Source organism: Thalassospira sp. HJ (assembly GCF_000948415.1).
In the GTDB taxonomy this organism is placed as follows: Bacteria; Pseudomonadota; Alphaproteobacteria; order Rhodospirillales; family Thalassospiraceae; genus Thalassospira.
This window is the reverse complement of the sequence record NZ_JYII01000002.1, coordinates 37441-52362: the sequence shown is the minus strand read 5'-3', so window position 1 is coordinate 52362 and position 14922 is coordinate 37441. Positions and strand designations below refer to the sequence as shown.

The window sequence follows — 14922 nt, the reverse complement described above, 5'->3', positions numbered from 1 at the left end:
TATGCTGTTTGGCTGTTTCAGCCGTGCAATCCGGCAACAACAGCGTTCAACCCCGGAGCAGGCCATGAATTCCCCAACAAGTGCCATTCATAATCTTGATCTTGATTTGGCCCGGACCTTTGTTGCGATCTGTGAAACCGGGAACTTTTCACGCGCGGCCGAGAAGGTTCATCGTAGTGCCTCGGCGATCAGCCTTCAGGTCAAAAAGCTTGAAACCATGGTCGGACGAGAACTTTTCAAACGTGAGACCCGCAAGGTCACCATGACCGAGGATGGCGAGGTTTTGCTGGGCTATGCGCGGCGTTTGCTCAAACTCAATGACGAGGCGATGTCGCATTTTCATGCCCCGGATTTCTCTGGCACGGTGCGCCTTGGTGTGCCCAACGATACCGGTGTGGTCGTCATTCCCGAAATCCTCAAACGGTTTGCGCAAAGCCACCCGCATGTTGATATCGATGTAAATCTTGGCGCGACCCGCACCCTGCGCGAGCGCGTCGAGACCGGCGATCTTGATATCGCCGTCTTCAGCTATAATGCCGAACTGGACCACCAGCCACCAATTCATACCGAACCGCTGGTCTGGCTTGGCGCGCGCCATGGCAGTGCAATTGACAAGCGCCCCGTGCCCGTTTCCATGGCCGAACAGGGTTGTTATTGGCGGACCATGGCGCTCAAGGCGCTTGATGATGCCGGGGTGGATTACCGCATCGCCTATACCAGCGAGTTTTGTCAGGCCCAGATTGCAGCCGTGCGGGCCGATCTGGCGATTGCAGCCGTGCCGATCAGCGTCATTTCAGATGATCTGGTGCATTTGGGTGCGGCACACGGCCTGCCTGAAATCGGTGAATATCGCATGACCCTTGCCAAACGCGATGGCCATGGCCCGGTGGAAGATGCGCTTGCCGAACATGTTATTGCCGGCTTCCGCAAAAGTTCGGAACGCGGCATGCGGGTCTTTGCCTGAGCACACGCCTCCTGCACCCAAAACCCTTGGAAACTGGCGAAAACCCAACGTTTCCCCCGGAGTTTTGAGGATTCGGCTCTGATTGCCGTTTTCGGACCAATTTCCGTAACAAACCGACCATTGCACGCTGCAAAACGGCGCACGAAACACAATCAAAGGGTGTGAATTGAACCACACCCGTGAAACGCCCGAAAACCGCGGAAACCGCGGAAACCGGTGGCGCGCGAGGTGTTTAAGGGTTTTCCACAGTAACCTCCGGTTAAGAAACTGGAAACATGTAGCGTTTTCTGTATACTGCCCGACGAATATAAAGGCCCAATAAAACAGGGAAGGCTACACTATGGGAAAACTCTCTACCCTCCTCTTTTCGGCAGCACTTTCGACGGCTGTCGTCGCAGGCGCATCTGCACAGGAACAGGTAAAGATCGGCATGCTGCAAGGCTTCACCGGCCCGACGGAATCTCTCGTCAAGCCGATGGCACTTGGTGGCGAATTGGCCATTCAGGAAGTCTCCGACAGCGGCCTGCTGCTTGGCGGGCGTGAAGTTGTTTCGGTACGTGGTGACAGCACCTGTATTGATGCAGCAGCAGCCACTGCGGCAGCTGATCGTCTGGTAACGTCTGATGGCGTCCACGGCATCAACGGCGCGACCTGCTCGGGTGCGACCACAGCCATCCTGAACAACGTTGTCCGCGCAAACGGCGTGGTCATGATCTCGCCGTCGGCAACCTCGCCGGCACTGTCGTCAATCGAAGATGACGGCTACTTCTTCCGTACCGCACCGTCCGATGCGCGTCAGGGCCAGATCATCGCTGAAATCCTTGATCGTCGCGGCATCAAAACGGCTGCTCTGACCTACACCAACAACGACTATGGTAAAGGTCTTGCAGACGCCATCCAGGCAGCATACGAAGCAAAAGGCGGCAAAATCACCGCTGTTGCCGCCCATGAAGATGGCAAAGCCGACTATTCTGCTGAAATCGGTACCCTTGCTTCGGCTGGTGGTGACGTGCTGATCGTTGCTGGTTACCTTGACCAGGGCGGCAAAGGCATCATTCAGGCATCGCTTGATACCGGTGCGTTCGAAACCTTCGTTCTTCCGGACGGCATGGTTGGTGAAGCACTGACCGACAACTTCGGCGATATGCTTGATGGTTCCATCGGGACCAACCCGGGCACCGACAGCCCGGGCGCATCCATGCTGGCTGAGCTGGCATCGGGCAAAGGCTTCAAGGGTGATGACCCGTATGTCCCGGAAGCTTATGACGCATCTGCAATTCTGCTGCTTGCCATGCAGTCTGCCGGTTCGACCGACAGTGCTGTCTACAAAGACCACATCATGAAAGTTGCCAATGCACCGGGCGAGAAAATCTATCCGGGTGAACTCGCAAAGGCACTTCAGATCCTCGCTGATGGTGGTGAAATCGACTATGTCGGTGGTACCGCGCTTGAATTCATCGAGCCGGGCGAGTCCGCTGGTAGCTTCCGTGAAACGGAAATCAAAGGCGGCAAGTGGGAAACGGAGATGTACCACTAAGCCGATCATCCTTTGATCGCTAACGACGCTGGAACTGTCAGGGACTTCGGTCTCTGGCAGTTCCTCTATTACCGGGCCCTTGTTGCTGTATGGCACATCGATGCCCGGGACTGATTGAATGACAGGGTCAAAAACTCCCCATGATACGGGTCGAAAACATCGCCAAGAATTTCGGCGGCATTCAGGCGGTCGATGGCGTGACGCTATCGATCGAAAAGGGTTCCATCACCGGCCTGATCGGGCCGAATGGTGCCGGAAAAACAACGCTGTTTAATATTATCGCGGGCGTTTTTCCGCCGTCTTCGGGAAAAATCTTCCTTGATGACGAAGATGTCACCCACCTGGAACCGCACCAATTATTCCACAAGGGTTTGCTGCGTACTTTCCAGATCGCACATGAATTCTCGACATTGAGTGTGCTTGATAATCTGATGGTGGTACCGGGCGAACAACCGGGCGAACAATTACGCCATAGCTGGTTTAACTATTCCCGCGTCAAGGAAATCGAAGCGCAAAACTACGAGCGCGCGCTTGAAGTGATTGATTTCCTTGAGATCGACCACATCAAACATGAATTGGCAGGCAACCTTTCCGGCGGGCAGAAAAAGCTTCTGGAACTGGGCCGTACCATGATGGTCGAGCCGAAAATCGTCTTCCTTGACGAAGTCGGTGCCGGGGTGAACCGCACGCTGCTTAACACCATTGCGACCTCGATCAAGCGCCTCAACGAGGAACGCGGCTATACCTTCTGTCTGATCGAACACGACATGGATTTCATCGCGCGCCTGTGTGACCCGGTGATCGTCATGGCCGAGGGTAAGCTTCTTACCCAGGGCACGATCGAAGAGGTCAAGAATAACGAGGAGGTCATCGAGGCCTATCTCGGAACAGGTCGCAAGCATGAACGGAAGGTACCGTCATGAGTTTCTTGAGCGCAACCGGTATGACCGGCGGATATGGCGGGTCCGATATCCTCCATGACTGTACGATTAATGTCGAAAAAGGTGAGATCGCGGTTGTCGTCGGCCCGAACGGTGCTGGCAAATCAACGGCGATGAAGGCTGTTTTCGGGATGCTGAACCTGCGCGAAGGATCGGTGGTCCTTGATGGCAAGGACATCACCAATCTGGCACCGCAGGAACGTGTCCCCCAGGGCATGGGTTTTGTTCCGCAGAACCGCAACGTCTTTGTCTCGATGACGGTGGAAGAAAACCTCGATATGGGAGCCTTCATCCGCAACGATGACAAGATCGAAGAAACCAAGGAACAGATTTTCAACCTGTTCCCGATCCTTGGTGAAAAGCGCAATCAGCCAGCAGGCGAGCTTTCCGGTGGTCAGCGCCAGCAGGTCGCTGTCGGTCGTGCGTTGATGACCCAGCCAAAGCTTCTCATGCTTGATGAGCCGACCGCTGGTGTGTCGCCAATCGTGATGGATGAACTGTTTGACAAGATCGTGGAAGTAGCCAGAACCGGCGTCGCGATCCTGATGGTTGAACAGAATGCCCGTCAGGCATTGGAAATCGCCGACCACGGTTTTGTCCTTGTACAGGGACGCAACCGGTTCACCGATACGGGCGAAGCCCTTCTCGCCAACGAAGAAGTCCGCCGGTCCTTCCTGGGCGGATAAATGGGGTATTGAATGGAAATCCTTAACGCACTTGCGCTGTTTGCCAATTTCGTGGTCGTTCCGGCGACCGCTTATGGCGCGCAGCTCGCCCTTGGGGCGCTTGGCGTCACACTCATTTTCGGAATCCTGCGCTTTGCGAACTTCGCCCATGGCGAGTTGATGTCGTTTGGCGCCATGATCACTATCCTGATCACCTGGTTCCTGCAGAATATGGGCGTCTCTATTGCGCCCTTCCCGACCGCCCTTCTGGCTTTACCAATTGGTGTGCTGGCCACGATCAGCTTGGCACTTGTCACCGACCGGATGGTTTTCCGGTTCTATCGTAAGCAACGCTCCAACCCGATTGTGTTTGCCATCGTATCGGTTGGCGTCATGTTCCTGATTGCGGGCATCATCCGTATCGTGATCGGCCCGGCGGACCAAAGCTTTGCCGATGGAGAGCGCTTCATCATTGGTGCAGTTCAGTCTCGCAAGGCACTTGGCCTTGACGAGGGGATCGCGATCAAGCAAAGCCAGCTGATCACGGTTGTTGTCACCGCCATCGTCGTCGCATGGCTGTTCTGGTTCTTGCAGAAAACCCGTTCGGGCAAGGCCATGCGTGCCTATTCCGATGATGAAGATCTGGCACTGCTTTCGGGAATCAACCCGGAACGTGTCGTCATGATCTGCTGGGTTATTGCCGCGGCATTGGCGGCCATCGCCGGCACGCTTTATGGCCTTGATAAGACCTATAAGCCGTTCATCTTCTTGCAGATCCTGCTGCCGATCTTTGCCGCCACCATTCTGGGTGGTATCGGACAACCGGTCGGCGCGATTTTGGGTGCGTTCATTGTGGCCTTCTCCGAAGTCACGGTGACCTATGCGTTCAAGAAGTTTCTCGCCTATCTCGGCCCCACGGACTGGGCGCCCGAAGGGCTCGTGCAGCTGTTGTCGACTGACTACAAGTTTGCGGTCTCCTTCATCATTCTGGTCGCGGTTCTTCTGATCCGGCCAACCGGTATTATTCGTGGGAAAGTGATATGACGAAGAGAGTTGCGCTCCTATACGGCCTTATGTGCCTGGTGTTGATCGCGATCGGCTTTCTTCAAAGCTGGAACGTCGCCTTTGGCATCTTCAATCTTTGTGTGATCTCTGCTGTGATGGCGCTCGGCGTCAACATGCAGTGGGGATATGCCGGCCTGTTCAATGTCGGTGTGATGGGCTTTACCGCCCTGGGCGGCCTGACCGCTGTTCTGGTCTCAATGCCCCCGGTGGGTGAGGCATGGGCGGCTGCAGGCGGGGATATTGCCCTGTCGCTGCTAAGCCTTGCAGGGACCATCGCTGCGGTGATTTACGCCCGTCGTGTTGTGCCAGCCGCACTGAAACTTCCGGTCACGCTTGTTCTTTTGCTGGTCGGTTACTTCGTGATCGGTGCCTTCTTTGGTCCGGCCAAAGAGACAATCGAAAGCATCGACCCGGCACTCAGCGGCTATCTTGGTGGTGCTGGCCTGCCGGTTCTGATCGCCTGGCCGCTTGCCGGTCTGGTAGCAGCTGGTGCTGGCTGGCTGATCGGACGTATCGCGCTTGGTCTGCGGGCGGATTATCTGGCGATTGCCACACTTGGTATTTCCGAGATCATCATTGCGATCATCAAGTACGAAGAATGGCTGTCGCGCGGCGTTAAAAACGTCACCGGCATCCCGCGCCCTGTGCCTTATGAGGTTGACCTGATCGAAAGCGAATGGTTCATCAGCCTTGCGAACTTCTTCGGCGCGACCGAGATGTCCGATGCGGCCAGCCTGTTCGTCAAGCTGTGCTATGCGGTGCTGTTTGTTGCCGTGCTTGCGATCATCATGTGGTTTGCCGAACGCGCACTCAAATCCCCGTGGGGCCGCATGATGCGTGCCATTCGTGACAACCGCGATGCGGCTGCTGCGATGGGCAAGGATGTTAAACACCGTCACCTGCAGACCTTTGTTCTGGGCTGTGCGGTGTGCGGTATTGCCGGTGCGATGCTGACCACCCTTGACGGTCAGCTGACCCCGACCAGCTACATCCCGCTGCGTTACACCTTCCTGATCTGGGTGATGGTGATCCTGGGCGGCTCGGGCAACAACTGGGGCTCGATCCTGGGCGGCTTTATCATCTGGTTCCTGTGGGTCGAAGCAGAGCCGTTTGGCAACTGGTTCATGTCGACAATCACCGCACCGCTTGGTGAAGAGTCAGAACTTGCTCAACACCTCGTCGCGGGGGCTGCCTATATGCGCTACCTGATGATGGGGGCGATCCTGCTGGTCGTGATGCGGTTTGCGCCAAAGGGCTTGATCCCTGAGGCCACCAACCGGTCAACGGCAATGGCCAAGTAATGATCAGGTCATTCTGACCAGACATATTAAAACAAATGGGGCGGATACCTTGCAGTATCCGCCCCAAGTTTTTTTACCCGCCACATCCTTAACATACCGGAGCCCTTCTAATACCCACAATACTCGGACGGTTTACAATCGTCCCTAGAAGGCGGCGTTCCTAAATATAAATAAATACGGAATAACTTCTCCAGATTAACATCCAACCTTATTATCTTATGCAACTACATCCTTAATTCTTCTTTGTTTTCGACAAAATCAGAATATGCCATCTCAAGCCCCGACATTAAACTTGTAGACGCCTCAAATCCCAACCGTTTCAGCCTTCCCACATCCATCAATTTTCTAGGTGTCCCGTCAAATCTAGAGGTATCAAAGCTGATCTTTCCAGTGAAACCTACTACATTCTTAATTGTTTCCGCCAATTCTCTAATTGTAACATCTGTGCCAGTGCCGATATTTAAATGCGATAGCATTGGCTGTGTATGCACTGCGAATTCGTCTTGATCGAGGTTATGCACAAAGAGGCTCGCTTCGGCCATATCGTCCACGTAGAGGAACTCCCGTTTGGGCGTGCCAGATCCCCAAACCACGACCTCGTCAATTTTATTTTCTTTAGCCTCGTGGAATCGACGAATAAGCGCGGGCACAACATGACTATTTTCTGGGTGATAGTTATCTCCTGGCCCGTAAAGGTTCGTTGGCATAACTGATCGATAGTCTCTTCGATACTGGCGGTTATAACTCTCGCACATTTTTATGCCTGCAATTTTCGCAATCGCATAAGGTTCATTTGTTGGCTCGAGCACACCTGTGAGTAGAGCATCTTCGCGCATTGGTTGCTGCACTTGTCTGGGATAAATACATGACGAACCCAGAAACAAGAGCTTTTGAACGTCGTTCAAATGCGCAGCATGAATAACGTTATTCTGGATTTGCAGGTTCTGATAAATAAATTCGGCCGGATAGGCACTATTCGCATGAATGCCCCCGACCTTTGCCGCGGCAAGAATAACCTCGTCAGGTCGCTCTGTCTTTATGAAATCCATAACCGCTGACTGATTGCATAAATCTAACTCAGCGCGTGTTCTCGTAATAACTTCAACATCAGAATACTTTGTTAGCTGCCGACAAATAGCGCCGCCAACCATTCCGTTGTGACCTGCAACAAAGACCTTTTTCATATCGATGACCTAATTTTCAATCGAAAGAGGAAGCTCGAGATTATGCTCTTTAAGAAGTGCCGACCTACGTGCAGCTTTGTGGTCTTCTTCCACCATTTCTTTACACATTTCTTGGGCTGTGATTTGCGGTTCCCACCCCAATTCAGCTTTTGCTTTCGATGGATCCCCCAACAGCGTCTCAACTTCTGCCGGTCTAAAATAGCGCGGATCAATTTTCAAAATCTCTTGCCCAACAGTTATCTTTGGAGCCATATCCCCAGATATTCCAGCCACAATGCCAATCTCGTCAACTCCTGCGCCTCTAAACTCAATGTCAATCCCAAGCGCATTGGCCGTCCATGTTATGAACTCTCTGACAGAATATTGTTTACCAGTAGCAATAACATAGTCTCGTGCTTCTTCCTGCTGGAGCATCATCCATTGCATGCGAACATAATCTTTAGCATGTCCCCAATCGCGGAGCGCATCAATATTGCCCATATGCAAACAGCTTTCTAAGCCCAATGCAATGTTGGCCAACCCACGCGTAATTTTTCGCGTTACAAACGTTTCTCCCCTGCGTGGGCTTTCATGGTTAAATAAGATACCGTTACATGCATACATGCCATATGCCTCACGATAATTTACACAGATCCAATATGAATACAGCTTAGCTACTGCGTAGGGAGAGCGGGGGTAAAAGGGGGTCGTCTCCTTTTGCGGTGTTTCTTGAACCAGACCATAAAGCTCAGACGTTGAAGCTTGATAAAACTTTGTTCTCTTTTCCAAACCTAGAAAACGTATAGCTTCTAACAACCGAAGAGTTCCAACAGCATCTACGTCTGCTGTATATTCAGGACTTTCAAAACTCACGGCAACGTGGGACTGAGCTCCCAAGTTATACACTTCATCAGGCTCGATATCTCGAAGTATTCGGGTCAAGTTAGATGTATCAGTTAAGTCACCGTAATGAAGTTTAAAACGGTTATTTTCAACGTGAGGATCTTGATAAATATGATCGATCCGTTGCGTGTTAAAAAGAGACGAACGGCGCTTAATACCATGGACCTCATAACCTTTTTCCAACAGAAACTCAGCAAGGTAAGATCCGTCTTGGCCTGTAATCCCTGTAATCAATGCTTTTTTCACAATAATTGTCCTTTTCTGCTAATTTTTGGTTGGTCACAACTGGATATTAATTGACAACAAACCAATAACTAATTCCGCGCATACATTTTTTCAGCCTCTTCGTGGAGAGAATATTTACGCATTAGCTATGTTTCCCAAAACATTTTTCATGTGAATATCTAATCTGCTCATAAAGTAGAAAATAACATATAAAAACAGGTACAATCCATCTACTTAATAAGAAAAACTCTGATACAACAACCGCTGACATTGCGAGCGCCGCGAAAAGGGAATGCTGATAACCTTTGATCAGGTAATTTTTAACATTGTAACATATTGCTATTACAAAACATAAAACACCAACAACCCCAAAATTATAAAGTAAAAATGTGATTACTCCATCAAAATAATATATTTCAGCAGCAAACAGCCCCCTCCCAACAAAATAAAAGCTTTGGTCTAAACCAGTAAACACATTCAATAAGCGATCTATTCTCTTTGCTTCAGATGGGCTCTGCAAACTAAACTGCAGGGAGCGCAGGTCGCTGAAATTATACTCAAAGGCACCCCCAACAAATAATATGGAAATCACACCTACAACGAGGAATAAAACACTTAAATTCTGCCACTTACCTTGAAGTGTCATGCGCAAAGTCACAAAAAGTGACCATAGCAAAAATACAAGTACCACAGAGCGCGACCCTGTCGTAAAAATCGCCCCAAAAATCACCATCAAACAAAAAGAAATCAAGATATTCTTGCAGCCACTTTGACGTTCAAGAGCCATCGCAAAATAAATAAACAACAAACTTAGTAGAGATCCCAAAACATGGGAATCTACATCTTCAACCGATGAATAAGGAAATCCGACCCGGCTAAGAGGTGCTAACGAAAATTGTACAATACACCAAATGCACAAAGCGCCGGTTACAAACAAGAATAGATAAAAAACTTTTTCTAACTGGTGATACTTTAAATTTTGAAAGATGTTTTTCATTACAATGAATGCAAACATTATGATCAATATTTTTGAAAAAAGGAAAAATCCTTCAATCTTTACCGAAAACCCAAATATCTGTATAAATATAACGTTAAAAGAAACCAACAAAAAAAACAAAAGAATAAATAATATAAAATTATTACTCAATTGAATATTAGTAAAAGAATAAACAACAACAATTAATGTAAGAAAAATATCTAGTGTCTGCACACCAGTTGCGATCCTGCTTGAGATTGGGTACAATAATAAAAAACAGAATAAAACACCCATATCAAAAATATGATTATCTTCTTTCAAAAAAAACACCCTTTATGTAGCTTACAATGACACCTCCAAACGGCAGCTTGTATAATAATTTTTTGCAATACATCTGAATTAACATAGATCGCGAGACTTTATTGAAATGAGTTAACTGAATAAATCTCAGTTCATCTCTACATATATCTATATTCTTTTTTTGGGCTGATTTTCCTTGTGAATTGTAATTGGATATATATATTCCTTTGTGAAATATGAATTTTTTTCCTTCTTTATAAAACCTTACAAACAAATCATAATCTGCCAATATTTTGTATTTAGTATTAAATCCAATAAAATCCATGATTGTTGACTTTTTTGTAAAAACACTTTGGTGCTGTATACACGGCCAAGTAGATATCTCATGTACGCTTCGTGGAAATTTTCTTACATGAACAAATTCTCCTCGATTGTTTGTTACCTCACAATTGAAGTGAACAACATCAAAATCATCGTCCAATAAGTTTTCAATTTCCGATAAAGTTGTATCCTTTAATAAATAGTCATTGCTATTCAAGAAGTATATCCATTTACCATTCGATAATTTTATTCCTTTGTTCATGGCATCATACAAACCGTCATCCGGTTCGCTTATTATAACATCGATATGAGCAGCATAATTTTTTATGATATCGACTGTGCCATCGTTCGAGTTTCCATCCACAACAATGAACTCATAATTCTTACTGCTTTGATTGATTACTGATAAAATTGTGCGTTCTAAACCCGAGACGTCATTATAAACAACTGTAACGATACTTATGAGAGGTGTGATGCTCATTTCACTTGCTAAATTTCTTCATCTGATAATCGCACATCATCTCGATCGATTGATCAAGCGTTACATCAGCCGTCCAGTTCAATATCCGTTGAGCTTTTGAAGGATCAGACTTGCTAAAGGTGATATCTTGGGGACGGATAAAACTGGGATCGCTACTAACGTACTGTTTGTAATCAAGCGAAAAGTAATCAAATACCTTCTTTACAAACTTTTCCAAACTAGTTGCTACACCCGTTCCGATTACGAAATCCTCAGGATCTGTCAACCGTAACATGAGCTGCATGACATCAACAAATTCGGGTGCCCATCCCCAATCCCTTGATATATTCAAATTTCCTAATTTTAGGTGATTCGTTTTCCCAAATTTAATTGCAGCAGCTCCAGCAATAATTTTTTGAGTAACAAACTTGTCAGAGCGAAGAAACGACTCATGATTAAATAAAATTCCGTTTACCGCATAAATTCCATAATTCTCGCGATAATACTTTACTGTATTCATTGCAAATATTTTGGATATCGCATACGGGCTTAACGGATTGTATTTTGTCGTTTCACTAGCACCACCAGAGGAGGTATTACCAAATATTTCACTCGATCCGGCATTATAGAACTTACACTTCAACTTTAAATTTTTAATAGTTTCAAGAATAGATAATACCGCTAAAGTATTTGCCTGAATAGTGAAAACTGGTGTTGAAAACGATTCACCAACAGAGGTTTGACCACTGAGAAAATAAATCTCATCAGGACAAACCTGTGTAACGATACTCTTTATGCTCTCATCATCGGCAATGTTACATTGGTATAGCGAAATGTGCTCAACGATGTTCAATATACTTAAATTTTTTACATTCTGAATATTCCGCGTAGTTCCGTGTACCTGTTTACCTTTTTTGACCAAATTCTTGGCCAGAAACGCGCCATCTTGTCCGGTCACGCCAAAAATTAAGACTTTTGTCATTGAAGGAGTTTCCGATAGACATCTAAAGTCACTTGGGTATTTTTTTTCCAAGTATATTTTTTAACCTGTTGATATCCCGAGTAGATATATTTTTCACGTACTTTGGCACTAGCTATCATATTATCAATTTTTTGGCTGATATCGGAGACATCCTTTGGATCAAAAAGCAATGCAGCCTGGCCAAGAACCTCGCCAATTGAACTAGTTTTGGAAGCCACAACAGGACAACCATTTGCCATGGCTTCTAGTGGAGGAATACCAAAACCTTCGTAAATTGAGGGGTAAACAAACGCTAACGCTCTCGAATACAGATCTTTCAGAACAGAATCTGATCCTGACATTTGAAAAACACTATCATCAGGAATATTGAGAGATTTGATCAGAGCTTTTTCATCATCTGACAATCTTCCCCCACCAAATGCAATTAACTGTAAATTCTTATTTTCTCTAAAGATATCCGCAAATGCGATGACTAGATTTTGGAAATTTTTGTACCCTCCTCTCGGGCCCACATAAAGAAGGAAATTCTCTTTTTCTACGACTTCCTGTTTTTGAACCTTAAAATGATCGACACCGAGATATGTGACAGTAATTTTATCGGGTGAAATTTGATATATATTAATTAGGTCATTTTTTGTATTTTCAGAAATTGCCAAAATATGATCGGCTTTAATTATTGAGGACGCTTTTAGTTCCGCTGTCTTGTCATTACCCTTAAAATAAGATGGATATAATTCGTGGATCATATCATATACCGTAATCACCTTTTTAACATTTGGTGAGAGGCCTTCAGGAATTCTATAGTAAGTTGCGTGGTAGATATCTGTAACGGTATCGCTAAATATTGTGTTAAAAAATGAATTGAACTTCGATAGAAGGTACCCAGCCCCTTTAAAATTCGGTACATAGAAAAGACCTGAACTTAAATCTTTGCTTGCACACGTCAAATAATCATTTCTATGCAATCCATTTAATATTTTAGGGTTCGCATATTGTGAGTGCTCCTGATAAATTTGGCTAATCAACTCAATATAATAGCGAGAAATCCCCCCAAATCTTTGAATTGTAAATATATCATTGTCATAAATTATCTTCACAGTTCTGATTTCTTCCCTGCTAGCCAATTTTTGGAGTATATGTCACCTAGTGATCGAAGTGAAACAGTCTTACTTTTTGACTTAGACAAATCAATGAAAGCACAATCTTGTATTGGTGACACCCGATCTATACCTCTGCTAAATGATAATGCTCCCCTAGAATTTCGTGCCTCACGTAATTTGGAAGGGTATGCTACCACTGCATCCATCTTATCAAGAACGGGTTGAGCGCAATCGGATCGAACGAAAAATGCATTTACACCGTTTGAGTTTGTCCCAATAAACGTATAACCTTTTTCAGCTGCGAGATCGCACATCGCTCTTACAGAGCCACCAAAATAAACATGTGAAAAATGTTTTTTTCCTCGGACAAATGCTGGGTCATATGGGGTTGAAATGCATTTTTGATCCCCCAGTAGCGCGTTGTACTCAATTATGACGATTATGGGATCCACACAGCTTATAGCTTTCCAAACCCAATAGTCATTACCGTCAATATCAATACTTAGAACACCAATTTCCCCATTAAAACCGCTATCCAAGATAATTTGGTCAATGTTTTCTGCCGTAATAAATTCTTGTTTAGCTTGTAGGTCGTATCTCCAAAAATAATTTGCTGCTTTAATCTCTGAGATATTGCGCAAACTTCCGTCGATAACTAGACCACTCCAGTTCCTTTTTGATAGCAAGTATCGTGTATTCGCTTCAGTGTAATTTTCCACTCCGAACTCAATAAAGCTTTCCGGAACCACTTCTAGTTTATCAATAATCCAGGATAAAATTCCATCTTCCCCCCATTGGGAAAAAACCGAAAATTCCACGTCAGAAAGATCATTTATTTTTTTCAGTGAATTATTTTGACGCACGAGGATATCAGAACATAAAAGCAAATTCTTCTGCTGACCAGAGATTACTGGACGCATAAGCACATCGAGGATTTTTTTGATGATAGTTTTAGATTTCCTGAACACTGTCACTTGATACTTTCATTTATATTCACAAGCATTCTACAAATATGATCTTTAGATACGCGTACATATTCTTCAAGCTTGCCATCATTTAGATCGCAATCATCATATATACGCTGGTCTTTAAGCTTTAGATTCAATTCATGAAGTTCGCAAATCCTACAAGGATCAAAACAATCAAGTATCGGCCCCTGCAAGCGCGACATTACAATATCGGATTTAACCAGCACGAACGGTGTTTTTGTCATTAGCGCCATTATTACGCCGTGGAATGTATCCGTGATCAGAATTTTTGACTTTTCAACTTCGTCAAGTACGCCAAAGATTCCAAGAAACTGTTTCGTTATATTTGTATAAAAATTTGGAAAATACCCGAGGTAAACTAGACTTGGAAATTCCAAACTTAAGCTTTTATCTAATATTTCTAGCTGGACTTTAATATTTGCGCACGAATTTGCGTAAATGCTTAATTGTTTTCTGCCAACTGAAGATTGGGTTTTCTTTGCGCTTTTCCGTTTTATAAAAAATGCCGGATCACAAACAACTGTCACATGCTTTTGGATTAAGTCTTCAACAAATTCTGCTGTATGCCTATCTCGAACCCCAACGAATTTGAACCTTTGCAATAGCGAATGTATTATATTACTTTGAGGGTACGGCGAACCTGCGTTTGATGGGCAAACAGCAACAAGCTGACCAGTTTTCACATCCGCCCCAAAGAAGTAGTCATCATTGGGAGCAATCGGGTGGTTATACATCCATATTGTATCGGCACCAAAAACCGTCAGGTCTCGCTTACTAAAATGTAATGCATATCTACAGCTTACAACCCAATTAGTTAAAAGAGTAATGCATTTGACAAAAGACAACTTTCTTACTTGAGAGACTATCTCTTTAAATAAGTGATTATGGTACAAATCCAACTTCACTAATGCGTCGGGAAAAGTTTCAGATAGTAGATCTGACATTCCTTTTGCTTGAAGCAACTGTCCGTGATTTATTCCCAAAACAAAAGTTCGTATTCTAATTTTTTTTCGTTGCAACATGTCAAATT

General features: G+C 45.8%; 14 protein-coding genes. 6 read left to right on the top strand and 8 right to left on the bottom strand.

Annotation, left to right across the window (positions count from 1 at the left end):
• Positions 1-64: 64 nt before the first annotated feature.
• The 6 genes from UF64_RS00345 to UF64_RS00320 all read left to right on the top strand — a co-directional run bounded on the left by UF64_RS00345 (position 65) and on the right by UF64_RS00320 (position 6473).
• The gene (locus tag UF64_RS00345; protein WP_044826689.1) at positions 65-964 is read left to right on the top strand and encodes a LysR substrate-binding domain-containing protein; all 900 of its coding nucleotides are present in this window, start codon (positions 65-67) and stop codon (positions 962-964) included.
• A gap of 340 nt (positions 965-1304) precedes the next feature.
• Positions 1305-2501 carry an ABC transporter substrate-binding protein gene (locus UF64_RS00340; protein ID WP_044826635.1) on the top strand — a complete coding sequence of 399 codons (1197 nt, stop codon included), beginning with the start codon at positions 1305-1307 and terminating at the stop codon, positions 2499-2501.
• A gap of 140 nt (positions 2502-2641) precedes the next feature.
• Positions 2642-3424 (top strand): ABC transporter ATP-binding protein, encoded by a 783-nt coding sequence (locus tag UF64_RS00335; RefSeq protein WP_044826634.1) that lies wholly within the window; start codon positions 2642-2644, stop codon positions 3422-3424.
• Positions 3421-4128, top strand: coding sequence for an ABC transporter ATP-binding protein (locus tag UF64_RS00330; protein ID WP_044826633.1), 708 nt, complete (start codon positions 3421-3423; stop codon positions 4126-4128). The genes UF64_RS00335 and UF64_RS00330 overlap by 4 nt, the downstream gene beginning before the upstream one ends.
• Positions 4129-4140: 12 nt before the next feature.
• On the top strand, positions 4141-5151 hold the full coding sequence (locus tag UF64_RS00325; protein WP_044826632.1) for a branched-chain amino acid ABC transporter permease: 1011 nt from the start codon (positions 4141-4143) through the stop codon (positions 5149-5151).
• Positions 5148-6473, top strand: coding sequence for a branched-chain amino acid ABC transporter permease (locus UF64_RS00320; RefSeq protein ID WP_044826631.1), 1326 nt, complete (start codon positions 5148-5150; stop codon positions 6471-6473). Before UF64_RS00325 ends, UF64_RS00320 begins: the two co-directional genes overlap by 4 nt.
• A gap of 224 nt (positions 6474-6697) precedes the next feature.
• On the opposite strand, the gene UF64_RS00315 is transcribed toward UF64_RS00320, so the two are convergent.
• The 8 genes from UF64_RS00315 to UF64_RS00280 all read right to left on the bottom strand — a co-directional run bounded on the left by UF64_RS00315 (position 6698) and on the right by UF64_RS00280 (position 14914).
• Positions 6698-7657 (bottom strand): GDP-L-fucose synthase, encoded by a 960-nt coding sequence (locus UF64_RS00315; protein ID WP_044826630.1) that lies wholly within the window; start codon positions 7655-7657, stop codon positions 6698-6700.
• 9 nt (positions 7658-7666) lie between these two features.
• Positions 7667-8791, bottom strand: coding sequence for a GDP-mannose 4,6-dehydratase (gene gmd / locus UF64_RS00310; protein WP_304413226.1), 1125 nt, complete (start codon positions 8789-8791; stop codon positions 7667-7669).
• Positions 8792-8906: 115 nt separating this feature from the next.
• The gene (locus tag UF64_RS00305) at positions 8907-10061 is read right to left on the bottom strand and encodes a hypothetical protein (protein ID WP_152630566.1); all 1155 of its coding nucleotides are present in this window, start codon (positions 10059-10061) and stop codon (positions 8907-8909) included.
• Positions 10048-10842 carry a glycosyltransferase family 2 protein gene (locus UF64_RS00300; RefSeq protein ID WP_052657388.1) on the bottom strand — a complete coding sequence of 265 codons (795 nt, stop codon included), beginning with the start codon at positions 10840-10842 and terminating at the stop codon, positions 10048-10050. Before UF64_RS00300 ends, UF64_RS00305 begins: the two co-directional genes overlap by 14 nt.
• Before the next feature lies 1 nt (position 10843).
• The gene (locus tag UF64_RS00295; RefSeq protein WP_044826627.1) at positions 10844-11803 is read right to left on the bottom strand and encodes a GDP-mannose 4,6-dehydratase; all 960 of its coding nucleotides are present in this window, start codon (positions 11801-11803) and stop codon (positions 10844-10846) included.
• Entirely contained in the window at positions 11800-12900 is a 1101-nt protein-coding gene (locus UF64_RS00290; protein WP_044826626.1) for a glycosyltransferase family 1 protein, read from the bottom strand. The genes UF64_RS00295 and UF64_RS00290 overlap by 4 nt, the downstream gene beginning before the upstream one ends.
• Complete coding sequence (locus UF64_RS00285; protein ID WP_152630565.1) at positions 12897-13877, bottom strand: hypothetical protein; 981 nt, start codon at positions 13875-13877, stop codon at positions 12897-12899. Before UF64_RS00285 ends, UF64_RS00290 begins: the two co-directional genes overlap by 4 nt.
• Positions 13874-14914 carry a polysaccharide pyruvyl transferase family protein gene (locus UF64_RS00280; protein WP_044826625.1) on the bottom strand — a complete coding sequence of 347 codons (1041 nt, stop codon included), beginning with the start codon at positions 14912-14914 and terminating at the stop codon, positions 13874-13876. Before UF64_RS00280 ends, UF64_RS00285 begins: the two co-directional genes overlap by 4 nt.
• Positions 14915-14922: the final 8 nt, after the last annotated feature.